General features: G+C 69.2%; 8 protein-coding genes and 2 pseudogenes. 4 read left to right on the forward strand and 6 right to left on the reverse strand.

Annotated elements, in window-relative coordinates; genetic code table 11:
• Positions 1 to 99: 99 nt before the first annotated feature.
• Positions 100 to 2,100, reverse strand: coding sequence for a hypothetical protein (locus ABZT04_RS26135; protein WP_356059410.1), 2,001 nt, complete (start codon positions 2,098 to 2,100; stop codon positions 100 to 102).
• Between the two features lie 466 nt (positions 2,101 to 2,566).
• Positions 2,567 to 2,707 (reverse strand): annotated as a pseudogene (locus ABZT04_RS26140) (IS110 family transposase); the annotation flags it as partial.
• Positions 2,708 to 3,325: 618 nt separating this feature from the next.
• On the opposite strand from ABZT04_RS26140, the gene ABZT04_RS26145 reads away from it, so the two are divergent.
• The 4 genes from ABZT04_RS26145 (at position 3,326) to ABZT04_RS26160 (ending at position 8,817) form a co-directional block, all read left to right on the forward strand.
• Positions 3,326 to 4,606: an extracellular solute-binding protein gene (locus ABZT04_RS26145; protein WP_356059411.1), complete on the forward strand. Its 1,281-nt coding sequence runs from the start codon at positions 3,326 to 3,328 to the stop codon at positions 4,604 to 4,606.
• A gap of 95 nt (positions 4,607 to 4,701) precedes the next feature.
• Positions 4,702 to 5,553: a sugar ABC transporter permease gene (locus tag ABZT04_RS26150; RefSeq protein ID WP_356059538.1), complete on the forward strand. Its 852-nt coding sequence runs from the start codon at positions 4,702 to 4,704 to the stop codon at positions 5,551 to 5,553.
• Positions 5,550 to 6,380, forward strand: a complete 831-nt coding sequence (locus tag ABZT04_RS26155) for a carbohydrate ABC transporter permease (RefSeq protein WP_356059412.1) — start codon at positions 5,550 to 5,552, stop codon at positions 6,378 to 6,380. Before ABZT04_RS26150 ends, ABZT04_RS26155 begins: the two co-directional genes overlap by 4 nt.
• 88 nt (positions 6,381 to 6,468) lie before the next feature.
• Positions 6,469 to 8,817, forward strand: a complete 2,349-nt coding sequence (locus tag ABZT04_RS26160; RefSeq protein ID WP_356059413.1) for a glycoside hydrolase family 3 N-terminal domain-containing protein — start codon at positions 6,469 to 6,471, stop codon at positions 8,815 to 8,817.
• Here the strand turns inward: ABZT04_RS26160 and ABZT04_RS26165 are convergent.
• The 4 genes and pseudogenes from ABZT04_RS26165 to ABZT04_RS26180 all read right to left on the reverse strand — a co-directional run bounded on the left by ABZT04_RS26165 (position 8,741) and on the right by ABZT04_RS26180 (position 15,303).
• Positions 8,741 to 9,823 (reverse strand): LacI family DNA-binding transcriptional regulator, encoded by a 1,083-nt coding sequence (locus ABZT04_RS26165; protein WP_356059414.1) that lies wholly within the window; start codon positions 9,821 to 9,823, stop codon positions 8,741 to 8,743. The genes ABZT04_RS26160 and ABZT04_RS26165 overlap by 77 nt on opposite strands.
• Positions 9,824 to 9,909: 86 nt before the next feature.
• Complete coding sequence (locus ABZT04_RS26170) at positions 9,910 to 12,093, reverse strand: RICIN domain-containing protein (protein ID WP_356059415.1); 2,184 nt, start codon at positions 12,091 to 12,093, stop codon at positions 9,910 to 9,912.
• Positions 12,094 to 12,716: 623 nt separating this feature from the next.
• Positions 12,717 to 13,106 (reverse strand): annotated as a pseudogene (locus ABZT04_RS26175) (amidohydrolase family protein); the annotation flags it as partial.
• Positions 13,107 to 13,713: 607 nt separating this feature from the next.
• Positions 13,714 to 15,303, reverse strand: coding sequence for a GH32 C-terminal domain-containing protein (locus ABZT04_RS26180; RefSeq protein WP_356059416.1), 1,590 nt, complete (start codon positions 15,301 to 15,303; stop codon positions 13,714 to 13,716).
• Positions 15,304 to 15,533: the final 230 nt, after the last annotated feature.

The raw sequence follows: 15,533 nt of genomic DNA on the forward strand, positions 1-15,533 counted from the left end.
GTGGCCCCTGTCGCCGGGGTGTGGTCGGGCGCCCGGCCGCGGCCCGGGGGCCCGGGCCCCCCCCCCCCGCCCCCGGCTCATGTCCTGCTCATACCCTGCCTACGCCACCGTCAACGTGAGCGCTCCGCTGTAGGAGGTGCCCGGCGTGATGGCCGTGGTGGCGCCGTCGACCGTGAGGGTCACGGTCTTGCCGGACGGGGCCACGACGGAGGCGTCGGACGCCAGGGTCAGGGCGCTCAGGTACGAGGTGGCGGTGACCGTCCAGGTGGAGCCGCTGCCCACGGTCGCGATGACGCCGTTGTTGACCACAGGCGAAGCGGTGTTGTCGACGACGCCGAGCTGTTCGAAGTTCGCCTTGCTGATCGTGCTCACGTTGTGGACCGCGGTGCTGGCCGAGATGACGCCCTCGACCGTGCAGCCCGTGAAGGTCAGCACCAGGTTCATGCCCTGCAGCTTGCCGACCCCGCCGCCGAGCACCCCGTTGTAGAAGTCGCCCTTGAGGGCGATGTCGGTGAAGGTGCCCGTGGCGTCGGTGGTGTGCGCCGTCGTCGGGTCGAAGGTAGTCGACTTGACCGCCGGGTCGGTCGGCTGGGTGTACGAGGCGGTGTAGTTGGCCGTCCACGGATATCCGGTGACGTTGACGTGACCGGGGTTGTCGTTGTCCATCAGCTGGTACAGCACGCCGTTGGCCGGCTTGAGGCGGGCTCCCTGCGAGCCGTCCACGGTGACCGCCGAGGCCACCGCCTTGGACAGGAACATGGTCTCCCGCGTGGTGACCTGTGTTCCGCCGTCGATGAGCAGGGGGCCGGTGGACTGCCACATGAAGCCGAAACGCCGCGAGTTGACATGCGAGCGGCGGGTGCGGACCGAGGCGATGTCCTGGCTGCTCAGGCCGAGCGACAGCGAGTCGTTGAGCGCCTTCACGACGGCCGGGCTGCTGTCGCCGTAGTGCAGTCCCGCGGCGCCCCAGAGGATCGACGCGTAGGTCGCGACGTCCCAGTCGTTGCCCAGCAGGTGCTCGGTGGTGTTGCCGATGGCGTAGGTGCCGTAACCGGAGGTGCCGGTGTGCCGGAGCGAGCAGTTGACCGCGACGAGCGTGCAGTTCTTTCCGGAGTCGACCGAGAGCAGGCCCCAGTTCTCGTTGGTGATGGAGGTGTTGAGGTAGGTCGCCTTGGTGTCGGTGCCGAGCAGGTTGGTGGCCCGGACCGTCCCGTAGACACCGAGCAGCCAGGGGCAGGTCATCATGAACGAGGTGTCGCCGGTGTCCTCGTAGTCCGAGGGCAGCACCCCGTCCGCGACCTTGATGGTCGAGTTCTTGACCAGCACGGTGGCCCCGGCGTCGGCGATCACCCCGGTGCGGACGACGCCACGGTTGTCGATCAGCGCGTCGTCGACGACGAGCAGGGTGCCTTCACCGGTTCCGACGACGGCCGACCCGTAGCCGATGAAGTCGCAGCGGCCGTTGCCGTCGAACCGGATCCGCGGGGACTTCAGTTCGTACGAGCCGCCGGCCACGTACACCCCGTTGAACGCCTCGCCGCGCGAGACGAGTCGGAGGCCGGTCGCCGAGGTGTCGCGCACTCGTCCGCCGCTCACGGCCGCCAGTACGGACCTGGTCTTGTCCACGCCGTCGGCGTCGCTGTAGAGGGCCTGCCGGATGGGCCAACTCCGGCTGTTGTAGGTGATGGTGTTCGCCGCCGCGACGGTGATCACCACGTCACCGCGGTAGGTGCCGGCCGCGATGTGGGTCACGATGCCGTCGCCGTCGTAGAGATCGTCCAGCTTCGAGCCCGCTTCGACGCCGTCGACGGTGAGCGAGAGGCTGTACCCGTCCGGGGCGGCGATGACGCCGCCCTCCGCGACGCTGAGGACGTGGGTCCGGGTGGTTTCCGTCAGCTCCAGGGTCTCCCCCGACGCCACGGAGATCCTCGTCCCGCTCCCGGTCGCGGCCTGGGCGACGGACGGGACGGCCAGCGTCGGGACCGCGAGGCCGGCGACCGCCACGAGGAGCGCGCGGTTGCGGGCCCGGTAGGTGAATTCGCGGTCCATCGGGGACGTGCCCGCCGGACGGTCGGCGTCTTTGCTGCTTCTGCGTACCACTGTGAACTCCCTTGTCTTCCAGTGTTTTCGGGCATGCCCGACCGACATGTCGTGCCGGTCAGGGCGGTGAGGGCGACGGGTGAACCGGCACAGAGCCTGCCGGTGGGATGAGCGTGCGGTGCGGTCGGCCGCGTCAGAGTGGAGGGTTTCTCGACCCAGCGGGGTTTCCGTACGGCCGTCCACGGCGGGAGCCGGTCGTCGGCAGGTGGCGACGGACCGGGCGTACGGCGTCGGAGCGGGGCGATCCGGATGCCGTGACGCCCCGTCGGACAAGGCCGCCCGGAGGCAACGCGCGCATGCCGTTCTCCTCACGCCGGGGTTCGATTGGGACAGTACTGTCGACACTTGCACTGTTCAAGGGGTGTGACGATGAAAACTCCCAGCAATCTGGCGACACTAGGGAGTTGGGGGTGAGAGAGCTCTGCCCGGGTGGATGCGGGGGCAGTCTGATCGAGTCGGCTGCCCAGGCCAGGTGGCCGGCGTCGGCGTAGGCCGACAGGTCCCCGGCGGCGAGGATGAACTCGGCCCCGAGTGCCGGCCCCATGCCGGGCAAGGACTCGATGGTCCACGCCTGCGGGTGGCCGCGGAACGTCTCGCGGATCTGCGCGGCGACATCCTTCCCTCGGCGGCGCGGTCTGCTGGGCCTGCGCGGCCTCCGGACCGGTCGCGGCGACCGCATCGACGCGGTCGGACACCGCGGTTGGTCGGCCAGGCCTTCAGTCGGTCCGCGAGCGGGAGCTGTTGCGTGTGAGGGCCTCCGCGGGTCGTGTCTCCTCACGTGCAACGGAGATTTGTCGTCACCTGAACATGTGGCGGCGCGGCATCCTGGCCGGTCGGCGGCCATGGGCATGTTGGGCTGGTCACCGTGAGCGAGCGCAAGCCCTACAAGACCGACGTGAGCGGCGAACAGTGAACAGTGGGCGCTGGTCGAGCCGGTGACCGTCACGCGGAAAGCGAAGCACCCCGCGCCCGCGCCGGTTCCGGAACAACGAAAGTGTTTCGTAACCGACCGATTTCTCGTCCTTGTCCGGTGCGTGAATTCCGTGTCAGTGTCCCGGTCCAACAGGCAGGCCGTCCGCGGTGAAAGCGCCGAAAGCTTTTCGTGGAGCTGCTCATCTGCCTGGCGCGTGGACAAGGCTTGCCGAGAGAAGAGGGACAGAACATGCACGGATACCCGGTGCCCGGACGTTCAGGAAACCGCACACTCCCCAGAACCCGACGCGCGGTGACGGCCGCCGTCACCGCGACGGCGGCACTCGCGCTGCTCGCCGCGTGCGGGACGTCGGGCCCGGCCGGATCGTCCGGGGGTTCGTCGGCCAAGGGACTCACCATGTGGGCGCTCACGGACCAGACCATCCTCAAGCAGTCCGTGGACGCCTACAACAAGGACCACCCGGACGAGAAGATCACCCTGCGGCTGTTCGCCAACGACGACTACAAGCAGAAGCTGCGCGTGGCCTTCGGCGCGAACCAGGCCCCGGATCTGTTCTTCAACTGGGGCGGCGGCGCACTGGACGACTACGTCAAGGCCGGCAAGGTCGACACCCTGTCCGACGCCCAGGTGGACCTGCTGCGGTTCACGCCGAGCGTGCTGAAGAGCGCCACCTTCGACGCCCAGGTCTACGGCGTGCCCGCCAACGGCCTCGCCCCGGTGGTCCTCTACTACAACAAGAAGGTCTTCAAGGACGCGGGCGTCCAGCCCCCGAAGACGTACGACGACCTGCTGACCGACGTGAAGAAGATCAAGGGCGCCGGTGTCACCCCGATATCCCTCGCGGCCAACTCCAAGTGGCCGACGCTGATGTACCTGGAATACCTGCTCGACCGCGAGGGAGGTTCCCAGGTGTTCGACCAGATCGCCACCGGTTCCGCCGACGGGTGGAAGGACGCCTCGGTCACCGCGGCCAACACCCGCCTTCAGGAACTTGCCAAGGCGGGTGCCTTCGGCGACAACGCCTCGTCCGTCAACTACGACCAGGGCGCCTCCACCGCCCTGCTCTACACCGGCAAGGCCGGCATGGAGCTGATGGGCACCTGGGAGTACGCCAACCTGGTCAAGGCCGCACCCGACTTCGTGAAGAAGGACCTCGGCTACGTTGCCTTCCCAGCTCTGTCCGGCGGCAAGGGCGACGCGAACGACATCGTCGGCAACCCGTCGAACTTCCTGTCGCTGAACTCGAAGAGCAAGAACAAGTCGGCGGCCCTGACCTACCTCAAGAAATACGTCATGAACAGCGACCAGATCGACGCCTACCTGGCCTCCGGAAGCGTCCCGCCGGTCATTGCGCTGGACTCGAAGCTGGCGAGCGTGAAGTCGGACGACAAGGCATGGCTGACCTTCGTCTACAAGCTGGTGCGGAACTCCCCGAACTTCCAGCTCTCGTGGGACCAGGCCCTGCCCTCCGACCAGGCCGACCCGCTGCTGACCAACGTGGACAAGTCGTTCCTGCGTCAGATCAAGCCCGAGGAGTTCGGCACGAACATGAGCGAGGCGGCGAAGCAATGACGGCCGTGGTCCGTACGTCCCGTCCGGTCGCTTCCCACCGGACGCGGCCGGGCACGGCGCCCGCCCGAAGGCGCCGCCGCCACAGCGGTCTGTTGATGGCCGCTCCGGCCCTGCTCCTGTTCGGCCTGTTCGGTCTCGTACCGCTGGTCGGGGTGGTGGTGCTCAGCCTCGCCCGCTGGGACGGCCTGGGCAGCGTCGGCTGGGCCGGGTTCGCCAACTGGTCGGGCGTCCTCACCGACGCCGCCACCTGGCAGGCGCTGTGGCTGACCCTCAAGGTGATGCTGGTCAGCTGGCTGGTCCAGACGCCGCTCGCCCTGGCGCTCGGCGTCTTCCAGGCTCCCCGGGGGCGGCTGCGCGCCCTGTTCGCCGTGCTCTGGTTCCTTCCCCTGCTGCTGTCCGCGGTGGCGATCGGCCTGACCTGGCAGGCCCTGCTCGACCCGTCCTTCGGCATCGGTGCCACGCCCGGTCTGCACTGGCTGGCCAAGCCCCTGCTCGGCTCGCCCGACCTGGCCCTCTACACCGTGATCTTCGTGATCGCCTGGCAGTTCACGCCGTTCCACGCGCTGCTCTACCAGGCCGGGATACGGCAGATCCCCGTCTCCCTCTACGAGGCCGCCGCGATCGACGGCGCCGGACCGGTGACCCGCTTCCTGCGCATCACGCTCCCGCAACTGAAGTACACCTTCGTCACCTCCAGCACGCTCATGCTGGTCGGCTCACTGACCTACTTCGACCTGATCTACGTCCTCTCCGGAGGTACCGGCGGCCCCGGGACCGCGACCCGCGTCCTGCCGCTCGCCATGTACATCACGGGCTTCCAGGCCCACGACATGGGCCGCGCAAGCGCGATCGCCACGCTCCTGGTCGTCTTCGGCCTCGCGTTGTCCCTGTTCACCACCCGCCTGTCCGGCTTCACCCGGATGGACAGCCAGCAGGAGGGCCTGTGAGCACCCCCGTCAACGCCCTGCGCCGTACCTTCACCGGCGGCGCCGCGCTCGCGTGGAGCGCCCTGGTCGTCGTGCCCGTGTACTGGCTGGTCGTGACCAGCCTCCGCGGTCGTACGGACTTCACCACCGCCAGCCCGCTCTCGCTCCCCGCCCACCCGACCCTGGACAACTACCGGACCGTCCTGGACGGCGGCTTCACCACCTACCTGCTCAACAGCGTCGTGGTGACGGTCACCGCGGTCGCGATCACGCTGGCCGTCGCCCTGATGGCGGCCTTCTCCATAGTCCGTTACACCAACCCCTGGTCCCGCCTGTCCTTCCGTCTCTACCTCCTGGGCCTGGCGATCCCCCTCCAGGCGGTGATCATCCCGGTGTACCTGCTGATCATCCGGCTGCACATGTACGACAGCCTGCTCGCGATCGCGCTGCCCTCGGCGGCGTTCGCGCTGCCGGTGACGGTGATGATCCTGGTCAGTTTCCTGCGTGATGTGCCGCGTTCGCTGTTCGAGGCGATGGTCGTGGACGGTGCCGGCGACTGGCGGATGCTGTTCTCGCTCGCCGCGCCGATGGCCCGCCCCGCGCTGGTCACGGTCGCCGTGTACGACGGCCTCCAGGTCTGGAACGGCTTCCTGTTCCCCCTGATCCTCACGCAGAGCGGCGACAAGGCCGTCCTGCCGCTCGCCCTGACCCTCTTCCGGGGCCAGTTCGGCATCGATGTCCCGGCCACGATGGCCGCGGTCGTCCTCTCCACCCTTCCCATGCTGGTGGTGTTCGTCCTCGCCAGGCGGCAGCTCGTCGCCGGACTGACCGCCGGATTCTCCAAGTAGCGAAGCCATGAGGGAGTCGGCCGACGCGCCACGGGGGCGCCGGCCCTCCTCGGCATGCCCGAAACCAAACCCCCACGAGGAGTCGTGAATGACGACCACCACGCCGGACCACGCCGGCCTCTCCCCGGCGGATGACCACCGCCCCTGGACCGACCCCGTCCTTCCGGCCGCCGAGCGTGTCGAGGCGCTGCTCGCCCGGCTCACCCTGGAGGAGAAGGTCGCCCAACTCAGCAGCGCCTGGGAGGACGTCGAACCGGCCGGTCCCGAGGTCGCCCCCGGCACCAGCCTTTTCGGCCGGGTCGGTGACCTCGACGAGACCGCCCGGCACGGCCTCGGCCAGCTCACCCGCCCCTACGGCACCCTCCCCCGCCCCGCCCTGGACCACGCCCGCCTGCTCGCCAAGCGCCAGCGCCAGATCATGTCCCAGAGTCGCTTGGGCATCCCGGCCATGGCCCACGACGAGTGTCTGACCGGCTTCACCGCCTACGGCGCCACCATCTACCCGACCTCCCTCGCCATGGCGGCCACCTTCGACCCGGCCCTGATCCGCCGCGTCGGCGCGGCCATCGGCGCCGACATGGCCGCCGCGGGCGTCCACCAGGGCCTCGCCCCGGTCGTCGACGTCATCCGCGACTACAGGTGGGGCCGCTGCGAGGAGACGTACGGCGAGGACCCGTACCTGGTCGGCGAGATGGGCGAGGCGTATGTGCTGGGGCTGCAGGGTGCCGGGGTGTACGCCACCCTCAAGCACTTCGCCGGGTACTCCGCCTCCATGGGCGGTCGCAACCACGCCCCGGTGGGCATCGGCCGCCGTGAGCTGTACGACGTGATCCTGCCGCCCTTCGAACGGATCGTCGGCGCCGGAGTCGGCTCGGTCATGAACTCGTACGCCGAGATCGACGGCGAGGCCCCCGCCGCGAGCCGCTGGCTGCTGACCGAGGTGCTGCGCGAGCAGTGGGGCTTCGAGGGCACCGTCGTCTCCGACTACTGGTCGCTGCCCTTTCTGGTGAACGCCCACCGGGTCGCCGCGGACCTGCCGGATGCCGGGGCGCTGGCCCTGCGGGCGGGCCTGGATGTCGAGTTGCCGGACCAGCGCGGCTTCGGCGACGCGCTCGTCGCCGCCGTACGCGACGGACACGCCGACGAGGCCGACGTCGACCGGGCGGTGCGCCGGGTGCTGCGGCAGAAGGTCGCGCTCGGGCTCCTCGATGCCGACTGGGACCCGGAGCCGCCCGCCCTGCACGCGGGCGAACTCGACCTGGACAAGCCGGCCAACCGCCAACTGGCCCACGCGGTCGCGCAGTCGAGCGCCGTCCTGCTTGCCAACTCGGGGGGCCTGCCGCTGCCCTCCGTCGGCCGGATCGCCCTGGTCGGCCCGTGCGCCGACGACGTCCGCACGATGTTCGGCTGCTACAGCTTCCCCAACCACGTCCTCTCCGACCGCGAAGACCTCGGCAACGGGGTCGAGGCGGTGTCGCTACGCGAGGCACTTGCCGCTGAACTCCCGGCTGTGGACTGGGAGTTCGTGCAGGGCTGCCCGATACGCGAGCCGGACGGATCCGGGATCCCCGCCGCCGTGGCAGCAAGTCACCGGGCCGACCTGACCGTCCTGGTCGTCGGCGACAAGGCCGGCATGTTCGGCATCGGAACGTCCGGCGAGGGCTGTGACGTGGAAGACCTGCGACTGCCCGGCGTCCAGGAGGAGCTCGTCGAGGCGGTGCTCGCCACGGGCAAGCCGGTCGTGCTGGTGATCAACAGCGGGCGGCCCTACGCCGTGGGGCGGTTCGCGCCTGACACGGCCGCCATGGTGCAGGTCTTCCTCCCCGGCGAGGAGGGTGGCCGCGCGGTCGCCGAACTCCTCTCCGGGACCGCGAACTTCAGCGGCAAGCTGCCGGTACAGATCCCGGCCTCGCCTGCCGGACAGCCGTACACCTATCTCCACCCGCCGCTGGGTGACCGGCAGAGCTGGCTGTCCAACCTGGATCCGACGCCCGCCTTCCCGTTCGGGCACGGGCTGTCGTACACGACGTTCGAGGTCGACGAACTGGTGATGGGCCGTGAACAGGTGCCCACGGACGGGGAGTTCACGGCCCACGCTCGGGTACGGAACACCGGTCGCGTCCCCGGTGCCGAGACCGTCCAGCTCTACTACACCGACCCGGTCGCCCAGGTGACCCGGCCCGTGCGGGCACTGCTCGGTTTCGCCAAGGTGTGGCTGGAGCCCGGTGCGGAGGCGACGGTCCGCTTCGACGTCCACACCGACCGCCTGGCCTTCACCGGACTGGCGGGGCACCGGATCGTCGAGCCCGGCGAGATCGTGCTGTACGCGGGCTCGTCCAGTGGGGACGCACCGAACGAGGTCAGGCTCCGCCTTGTCGGGGAGCGGCGGGACGTGCCGGTCGTCCGGCATCACGGTGTGCCGGTGGAGCGCTCGTAGAGGTCCGCAGCACCAGCTCCGTCGCCAGTTCGATGCGGGCGGAGGCGGGCGGGCGGCCCTCCGCCAGTTGGAGGAGCACCCTGGTCGCCTCGCGCCCCAGTTCCTCGAAGGGCTGACGCACCGCGCTCAGCGGCGGGCTGGCCATCGCCGCCACCAGGGTGTCGTCGAAGGACATCACCGCCAGGTCGTCCGGCACACGCAGTCCGTGCTGCCGGGCGGCCTCCAGCACGCCCAGCGCCTGGGCGTCGCTGGCCGCGAAAACGGCGGTCGGCGGCTGCTCGGCACGCAGGATCCTGAGGGTGGCGGCTAGCGCCTCGTCGTAGTCGAAGTCGGTGGAGCGCACGATCGCCGGGTCATAGCTGATGCCGGCCTCCTCCAGCGCGGCCCGGTAGCCGTGCAGGCGTGCCGAGCCGGCCAGCGAGTGCGAGCGCCCTGCGACCATGCCGATCCGAGTGTGGCCCAGGCCCAGCAGGTGCTGCACGGCGTCCCTGGCCCCGCTCCAGTTCGTCACCCCGATGCTCGGGATGTCCGTCGAAGGCGCGCTGAGCGGGTCCACCAGCACCACCGGCAGCTTCTGCTCGACGATGCGCCGCTGGTCGTCCTCCGACAGCATCGAGATCACGATGACCAGCCCGGCGGCGCCGAGCGCCAGGCACTCCTGGAGCCACTGGGAGATGGACCGCCTGCTCGTCGTACCGGTCACGACGTCTACGCCGAGTTCGCCGGCGGCGTCCACGATCCCGCGGACGACCTCCAGGGTGTAGGGGCCCGACAGGTCCCGAAACACCGTGATGATCTGCCGCGGTGCCGTCGTCTCCCGTTCCCACGGGCGCAGGAACCCGTGTCGCGCCAGCAGTTCCTCCACGCGCGCGCGGGTCGCCGCGCCGACATCCCGGCGCCGGTGCACCACCTTGGAGACGGTGCTGAGCGAGACGCCCACCTCCTGGGCGATGCTCGTCAGCAGACCGTACTGCGCGTCCATCTGTCCCTTGTCCTGAACGGTCACTCCACGTCCGCCCCGCTTGAGAATCCCGCCGCAAGCCAACAGCACCGGGCGGCGGCAGACAAGACGCCGGCGCCCGGTGCGGTGGTCTATGCCCTGCTCCAGGTCTGGGTGGCGTTGCCCAGCGGGGTCCACAGCTCGACCTTGGACCCGTTGGCCGTTCCCCAGTCGGTCACGTCGATGACCAGGCCGTTGGAGCGGTTGCCGATGGTGCCGTCGACCCGGAACCACCACTGCTGGCTGGTCTTGCCGTTGCAGGCCCACAGGATGATCTTGGTGCCCGCGGTGGTGCCGTCGCCGTCGGCGGCCAGGCATTTGCCGGACACGCGGAGTTCGCCCGCCGCGGTCTGGGTGATGGTCTGGTTGGCGTTGCCCGAGCAGGTGTAGATCTGCACCTGGACGCCGGTCTGGCCGTTCGGGACGTCGAGGCAGCGGCCGGAGTAGCTGCCCTTGAGGGTGAAGGTCGAGTCGGTGGGCAGCGGGTCCTGGACCAACTGCCAGTCCTGCGAGCCGTCGTCGGCCGACGCCGCCAGGGTGACCGAGCCGCCCGCGCTCGCTCCGGTCATGTAGAGGCTGGTGTTGCGGACCGAACGGAGCTTGTAGTAGCCGGAGGTGGAGGAGGACACGAGGGTCCACTCCTTGTCGGTGGCTCCGTCGTCGACCCACTGGGCCAGCTTCTGCCCCGCCGTCGCACTGCCGGTCCAGATGGCGACCGCGCGGCCCCCGGCCTTGTTGAGCAGTGTCACGTCGCTGCCCTTGGTGGTCAGATGCCAGCGCTGGGTGTCGGCCGCGCTGTCCGCACCGAGGACGAGGTCGGGGGTGTTGCCGGTGAGGCTCGCGTCCTGTGTCTTCCCGGACGCGGTGGACAGGACCTGGCCGGTCAGGCGGTTGACCAGGCTGTAGTAGGCGCCGTCGGAGCGGCCGAGGTCGACCTCGGCGTACTTCACGGGACCGACACTGCCGCCGCTCCAGGACGCCTGGAGGATCAGGACGCGTCCCGTGCCGGTGACGTACTGCAGATCGCGGCTGTAGCCGGCGGCGATCGGTGTCTTGTACTCCTTCCAGGTGCCGGTGCTCAGCCCGGACTCGTTCACCCAGACGTCGCCGCTGCCGGAGGCGTTGTAGACAATCCGTCCGTCGGGCATCGGCAGCAGTACGGGGCTGCCGCCGGTGGACAGGGTGTTGCCGCCCGAGGGCACAGGCAGGGAGGTGATCGCCCCGTCGGTGCCCGCGTAGAACTTGGTGGGATCGTCGGCGATGCGGTACCGGACGTTCGTGCCGCCACCCCAGTACTCGTACGTCATGAGCCACTTGCCGTCGGTGGTCGGCGCCACCGTCGTCATGCCGGGCCGTCCGCCGCCGATCTCCGTCTTGCCGCTGCCCATGCTCACGGTCGAGCCGGGGACGTCGACGACCGGGCTGCTCCAGGCCGAGCCGGTGCCGTTCCAGGTGCGGTGCATGAGGACCTGGCCGCCGGAGTCGGTCGCCGTGTCGTTGGCCGTGTCGAGGGTCAGGGCGCCGGTGGAGGTGTCGTAGCCGGTGTAGTCGTTCTCGTCGGAGTAGTAGGCGATGAGCTGACCGTTGTGGGCGAGGAGGTGCGGCTCCCAGACCGGATCGACCTGCTTGTTCGTGTTGGCGGTCGAGGTGCGGCCAACGCTGCCGGCGCTGCCGCCCTGCCAGCTCCCGGCCGCGATGATGTTCTCGAAGCTCCAGCTCGCCCCGTCGTCCGTGCTGGCGTACAGGGCGAGCGCCACGTCCTTGCGGTCGCCGTCGCTGGTCGGTGTCCAGGAGGAGTCGGCGGCTTTCTGCTCCTCGTAGTAGTAGTCGTCGCCCGAGACGACGCTCGCCAGCAGGAGGGTGCCGGCGCTCAGGTTGCCCACGTTCTGCGGAAGCACGTACAGATACGGGTTGGTCCAGTTGCTCGTGTACTTCGCGTACGCCGAGTCGCTGGAGAGGGAGGCGGGGGCCTTGACGTCCGTCAGCTTCGACCAGGTCGTACCGTCGTCGTCGCTCTTGTAGAGGGGCAGTGTCTGCCCCACCGGAGCGCTCTCGCTGTCCTCGAAGGTCGCCACGATCCGCCCGTCCGGCAACTGCGCGGACTTCGGGTACAGGACGCACGGACTCTTGTTGCAGGCGGCCGTGTTGGTGGCGGTGTACAGGTTCGCGGGGCTCGGCTGATATGCCGACGCGGTCGATGCGGAGGCTATGGCGAACGCCAATCCGATACTTGTGGCTGTCGCCGCGGCGAGAGCCTTTCTTGCCCATGTGCTCATGAATTCAGAAACCCTTTCGCGGCCCGCCGCTCGGGGGATACGGGGGAGTCAACTGAGCCCCGAACGGCTGGAGTCAGTATTGGGACGCGATACCGCCGTGTCACTGGCATGTTTCCGAAAGTCTTTCGTACGCCGAATGCCCGCGGGAGTTGACGCGAGACGGGCCGGCGCGGCGCGGTGTGACGAGGATTTTCAGACGGCACAAAAGAGGGATAGTCGGCACCAAGATCGATGGTCACGGAGATCCCCTGATCGTGGGCTTCAGGGGCTGAACTGCGGACTGACGGACCGAGTTGCGGCTGATCAGCGAGGCGCCGGCCCGACTCTACGTCGTTGACCGTGGATACGGAGACACGGCCGACCACACGGCCGGTGACCTGCGGGCGGGCCAAAACGAGAACCGGCCCGAGGGCGGTCGCGCGAGCTGTGGACAAACTGCTGGGCTCAGGAGAGAAACCAACTGCCTTCCCTGTCCGCAGGGCGTGAGACCCGTCTGTGGCCGCAGGTAGAGGGACACCGCGCCCCTCGGGCGAGGCCGATGTCCAGGAGAGACTTCAGAGCCGGGTCCCAGGTCAACGTGAAGCCGGCGTGCGCGGCTGAAGCCTACCTGGCATCAGTGCAGGTCAGGCGAGTCGAGTCGGCTTGTCGGCGGCACTGGAGGTCGGCGTTGCCGGCCTCAGGAACTCGGCGGCATTGCCGCCGAGCACCCGGGCCCGTTCCGCCTGACTCAGGAAGCCGGCCTCCCGAACCACCTTGCCGGCCGGGCGCTCCCCGAGCGGGTAGGGATAGTCGCTGCCCATGAGCACCCGTTCGTGGCCGAAGGTGTCCACCAGCAGACACAGGGCGGTCTCGGTGAACACCACGCTGTCCACCGAGAACCGGTCCAGGTAGTGCGACGGCGGGTGTTCGGACGTGGCGATCAGGTCCAGGCGTCCATGCCAGGCGTTGTCCATCCGGCCCACCCAGAACGGGAAGGACCCGCCGCCGTGCGCAAAGCACAGCCGCAGGGTGTCTGTCAGCGCGAGGACGGACAGGTGCGTCTCGGGCGGGCATACCGGTCGTAGTCGCCAATCTCTACCTCGCTCTCCACGACAGGCTGGCGGAGCCGCATCAGGATGGACGGAACGAGGACAAGGGACCTGGACGGGATTCCGCCCACGGCCCGCGCATGGACCGATTAGCACTACCCGACACCGCGGATCGGAGCTACCTGACAGGCGGCATCCGAGCGGCGATCGTCCACGCATAGTCTTGGAAGGCCCTCGGCACCGTGTCACTGGAGATCGCCGGCTGCCACGGACCAGCGCCGGGATCGCGACCAAGGTGCGAAAACCTGCTTGCTCGGCGGCACGACGGTCGCGAAGAACGTGCGCCGGGGAGCGGTGCCGTCGATGCGCGCGGAGGATCAGGACGGCCTCGCCGCCCTGATCCACACGGCCGGGACGCCGGGGACGGATCAGGCAGCCCGTTCCAGCGTCAGCCGGGGCGGGCCCGGGTACGAGGCCGGTCGGGCCGTCGTGCGGTGGGCGAACCCTGGACGCTCGGCCACCGCACGCGCCAAGTGGGCTGTCCCACCGCCAGGTTCACCCGTACGGTCCGCCCACGCGTTCCCGGCCGGCCTCACACCGAGAACTCGCGTATCACCGTGTTGCGGAACACCGCGCTGCCGCCGACCGTGAACAGCGCGAGCCGGGTGTCCAGCAGGTACGGGAACACCTGGCTGGTGTGCACGTAGCGGCCGTCGTCGACGAACATCTCCACCGACGTGCGGTCCACCAGGATGCGCAGCTTCACCGTGCCGGCGGACGGGTCGAACGGGGTGTGGCTCTCCTGCCACTTGCCGGACGTGTCGGCGTTCACCGTGTTGCGTCGGTTGAGGAAGGCGTAGTCGTCGTAGACACCGGCGTCGATGTGCCGGCCACCGCTGGGTGAACGCCTCAACTGGAGGCCCGCGCCGGTGAGTTGGGACCAGGTGATCTCAGTCGTGACCTCGTAGGAGATACCGGTGTAGTCGAGCACCTTCGTGCCGTCCACGGTCACGTCGCCCAGGTTCACCGTGCGGGAGACATGCGCGTCGAGGCCGGCGACGGGCTGGGAGGCGAGGTAGTACGTGCCGTCGGACGCCTTCTCCAGAGTGATCTCGCGGACGACGGAGTCGGTGCCGTTGAAGCCGTCGCAGTCGATGGTGGGGGTGGTGTCGGCGTAGTCCCAGTTGTTCACCCAGCCGAGCGCGTACCGGGCGGCCGCGTCCACCGCGCCGCTCGCGTCGCGCTTCTCGAAGGTGACGCCGGCGTACCAGTCCCAGCCGTGGTCGAGCCACTGCGGGTCACTCGTGTCAGCGGTGAACGCGCTGCCGTCGAAGGAACCCGTCCAGTAGGCGTACGTGTTGGGCAGCCCCGAGCTCTTCCCGTTGGCGCTCACGCCGAGCACCCATTTCACGGTGCCGTCGCCCGCGGTGATGCGGAACAGGTCGGGGCACTCCAGGACGCCGATGCCGTCGTGCACGAAACCGTCCACGTACGTCCAGGACTTGAGGTCGTCGGAGTGGTAGAAACCGACCTTGTCGTTCTCGGCGAGGGCCATCACCCAGCGGCCCCTGTCCTCGTCCCGGATCACCTTGGGGTCGCGGAAGTCGGCGACGCCGGGGTTGGGCAGGACGGGGTCGGTCCCATAGTTGCTGAAGGTGAGACCGCCGTCGGTCGAGTAGTACAGGAACTGCTCCTGGTGGTCGGTGCCGCCGCCGGGGGACATGGTGACGATGACGACGACCGCGCCCGCGCCGAATCCGGCCGTGTTGCCGGTGTCGACCACCGCCGAACCCGACCAGAGATCGCCGTTGGGCGTGGTGTCCTTGGGCGCGGCGACCCCGCGGTCGGTGAAGGAGACCAGGTCCGTGGTGGTGGCCAGGCGCCACGCGGTGCCGACGGCACCGGTGAAGTAGTCGGCGTTGTAGAGGTAGTAGTAGTGGTACTCGCCGTCGATCCAGACGGGCCGCTGCGGGTCGTTCTTCCACTGGTCGGGGACCGTGAAGTGGTAGGCGGCGCGGTAACTCGCCCCGCTCACCGCGGACTTGGTCGCGTTCTTGGCCGTGGCCCGAGGCTTGGGCTCCGGGGCGGCCGTGGCCGTTGCGGTGGACAGCAGCGCGGCGGCGGTACCGGCCGCCGATCCCGCGAACAGTGATCTCCTGGAAAGTCCCGACGTTCCGGGCATGACGCATCGTTCCTCTCGTGACGGCCCATGAAGGACCGCGGCGGCCCATGAGGGCCCGTGGCGGCCCGTGAGGGCCCGTGGCGGCTCGTCACGCACGCGAGTGCGGCTCACAGTGCGGAGGGGTCAAAATCGGCTCGTGTGAACGAGGACTGTAGACCTAACTCGTTAAAGGTCAAGCGTTCCCGACCCTTGACAGGCCCGCCGCCCGGTTCCCATCATCTGGGGCATCA

Origin of the sequence: Streptomyces sp. NPDC005492, from assembly GCF_040605995.1 — a bacterium.
Taxonomy (GTDB): domain Bacteria; phylum Actinomycetota; class Actinomycetes; order Streptomycetales; family Streptomycetaceae; genus Streptomyces.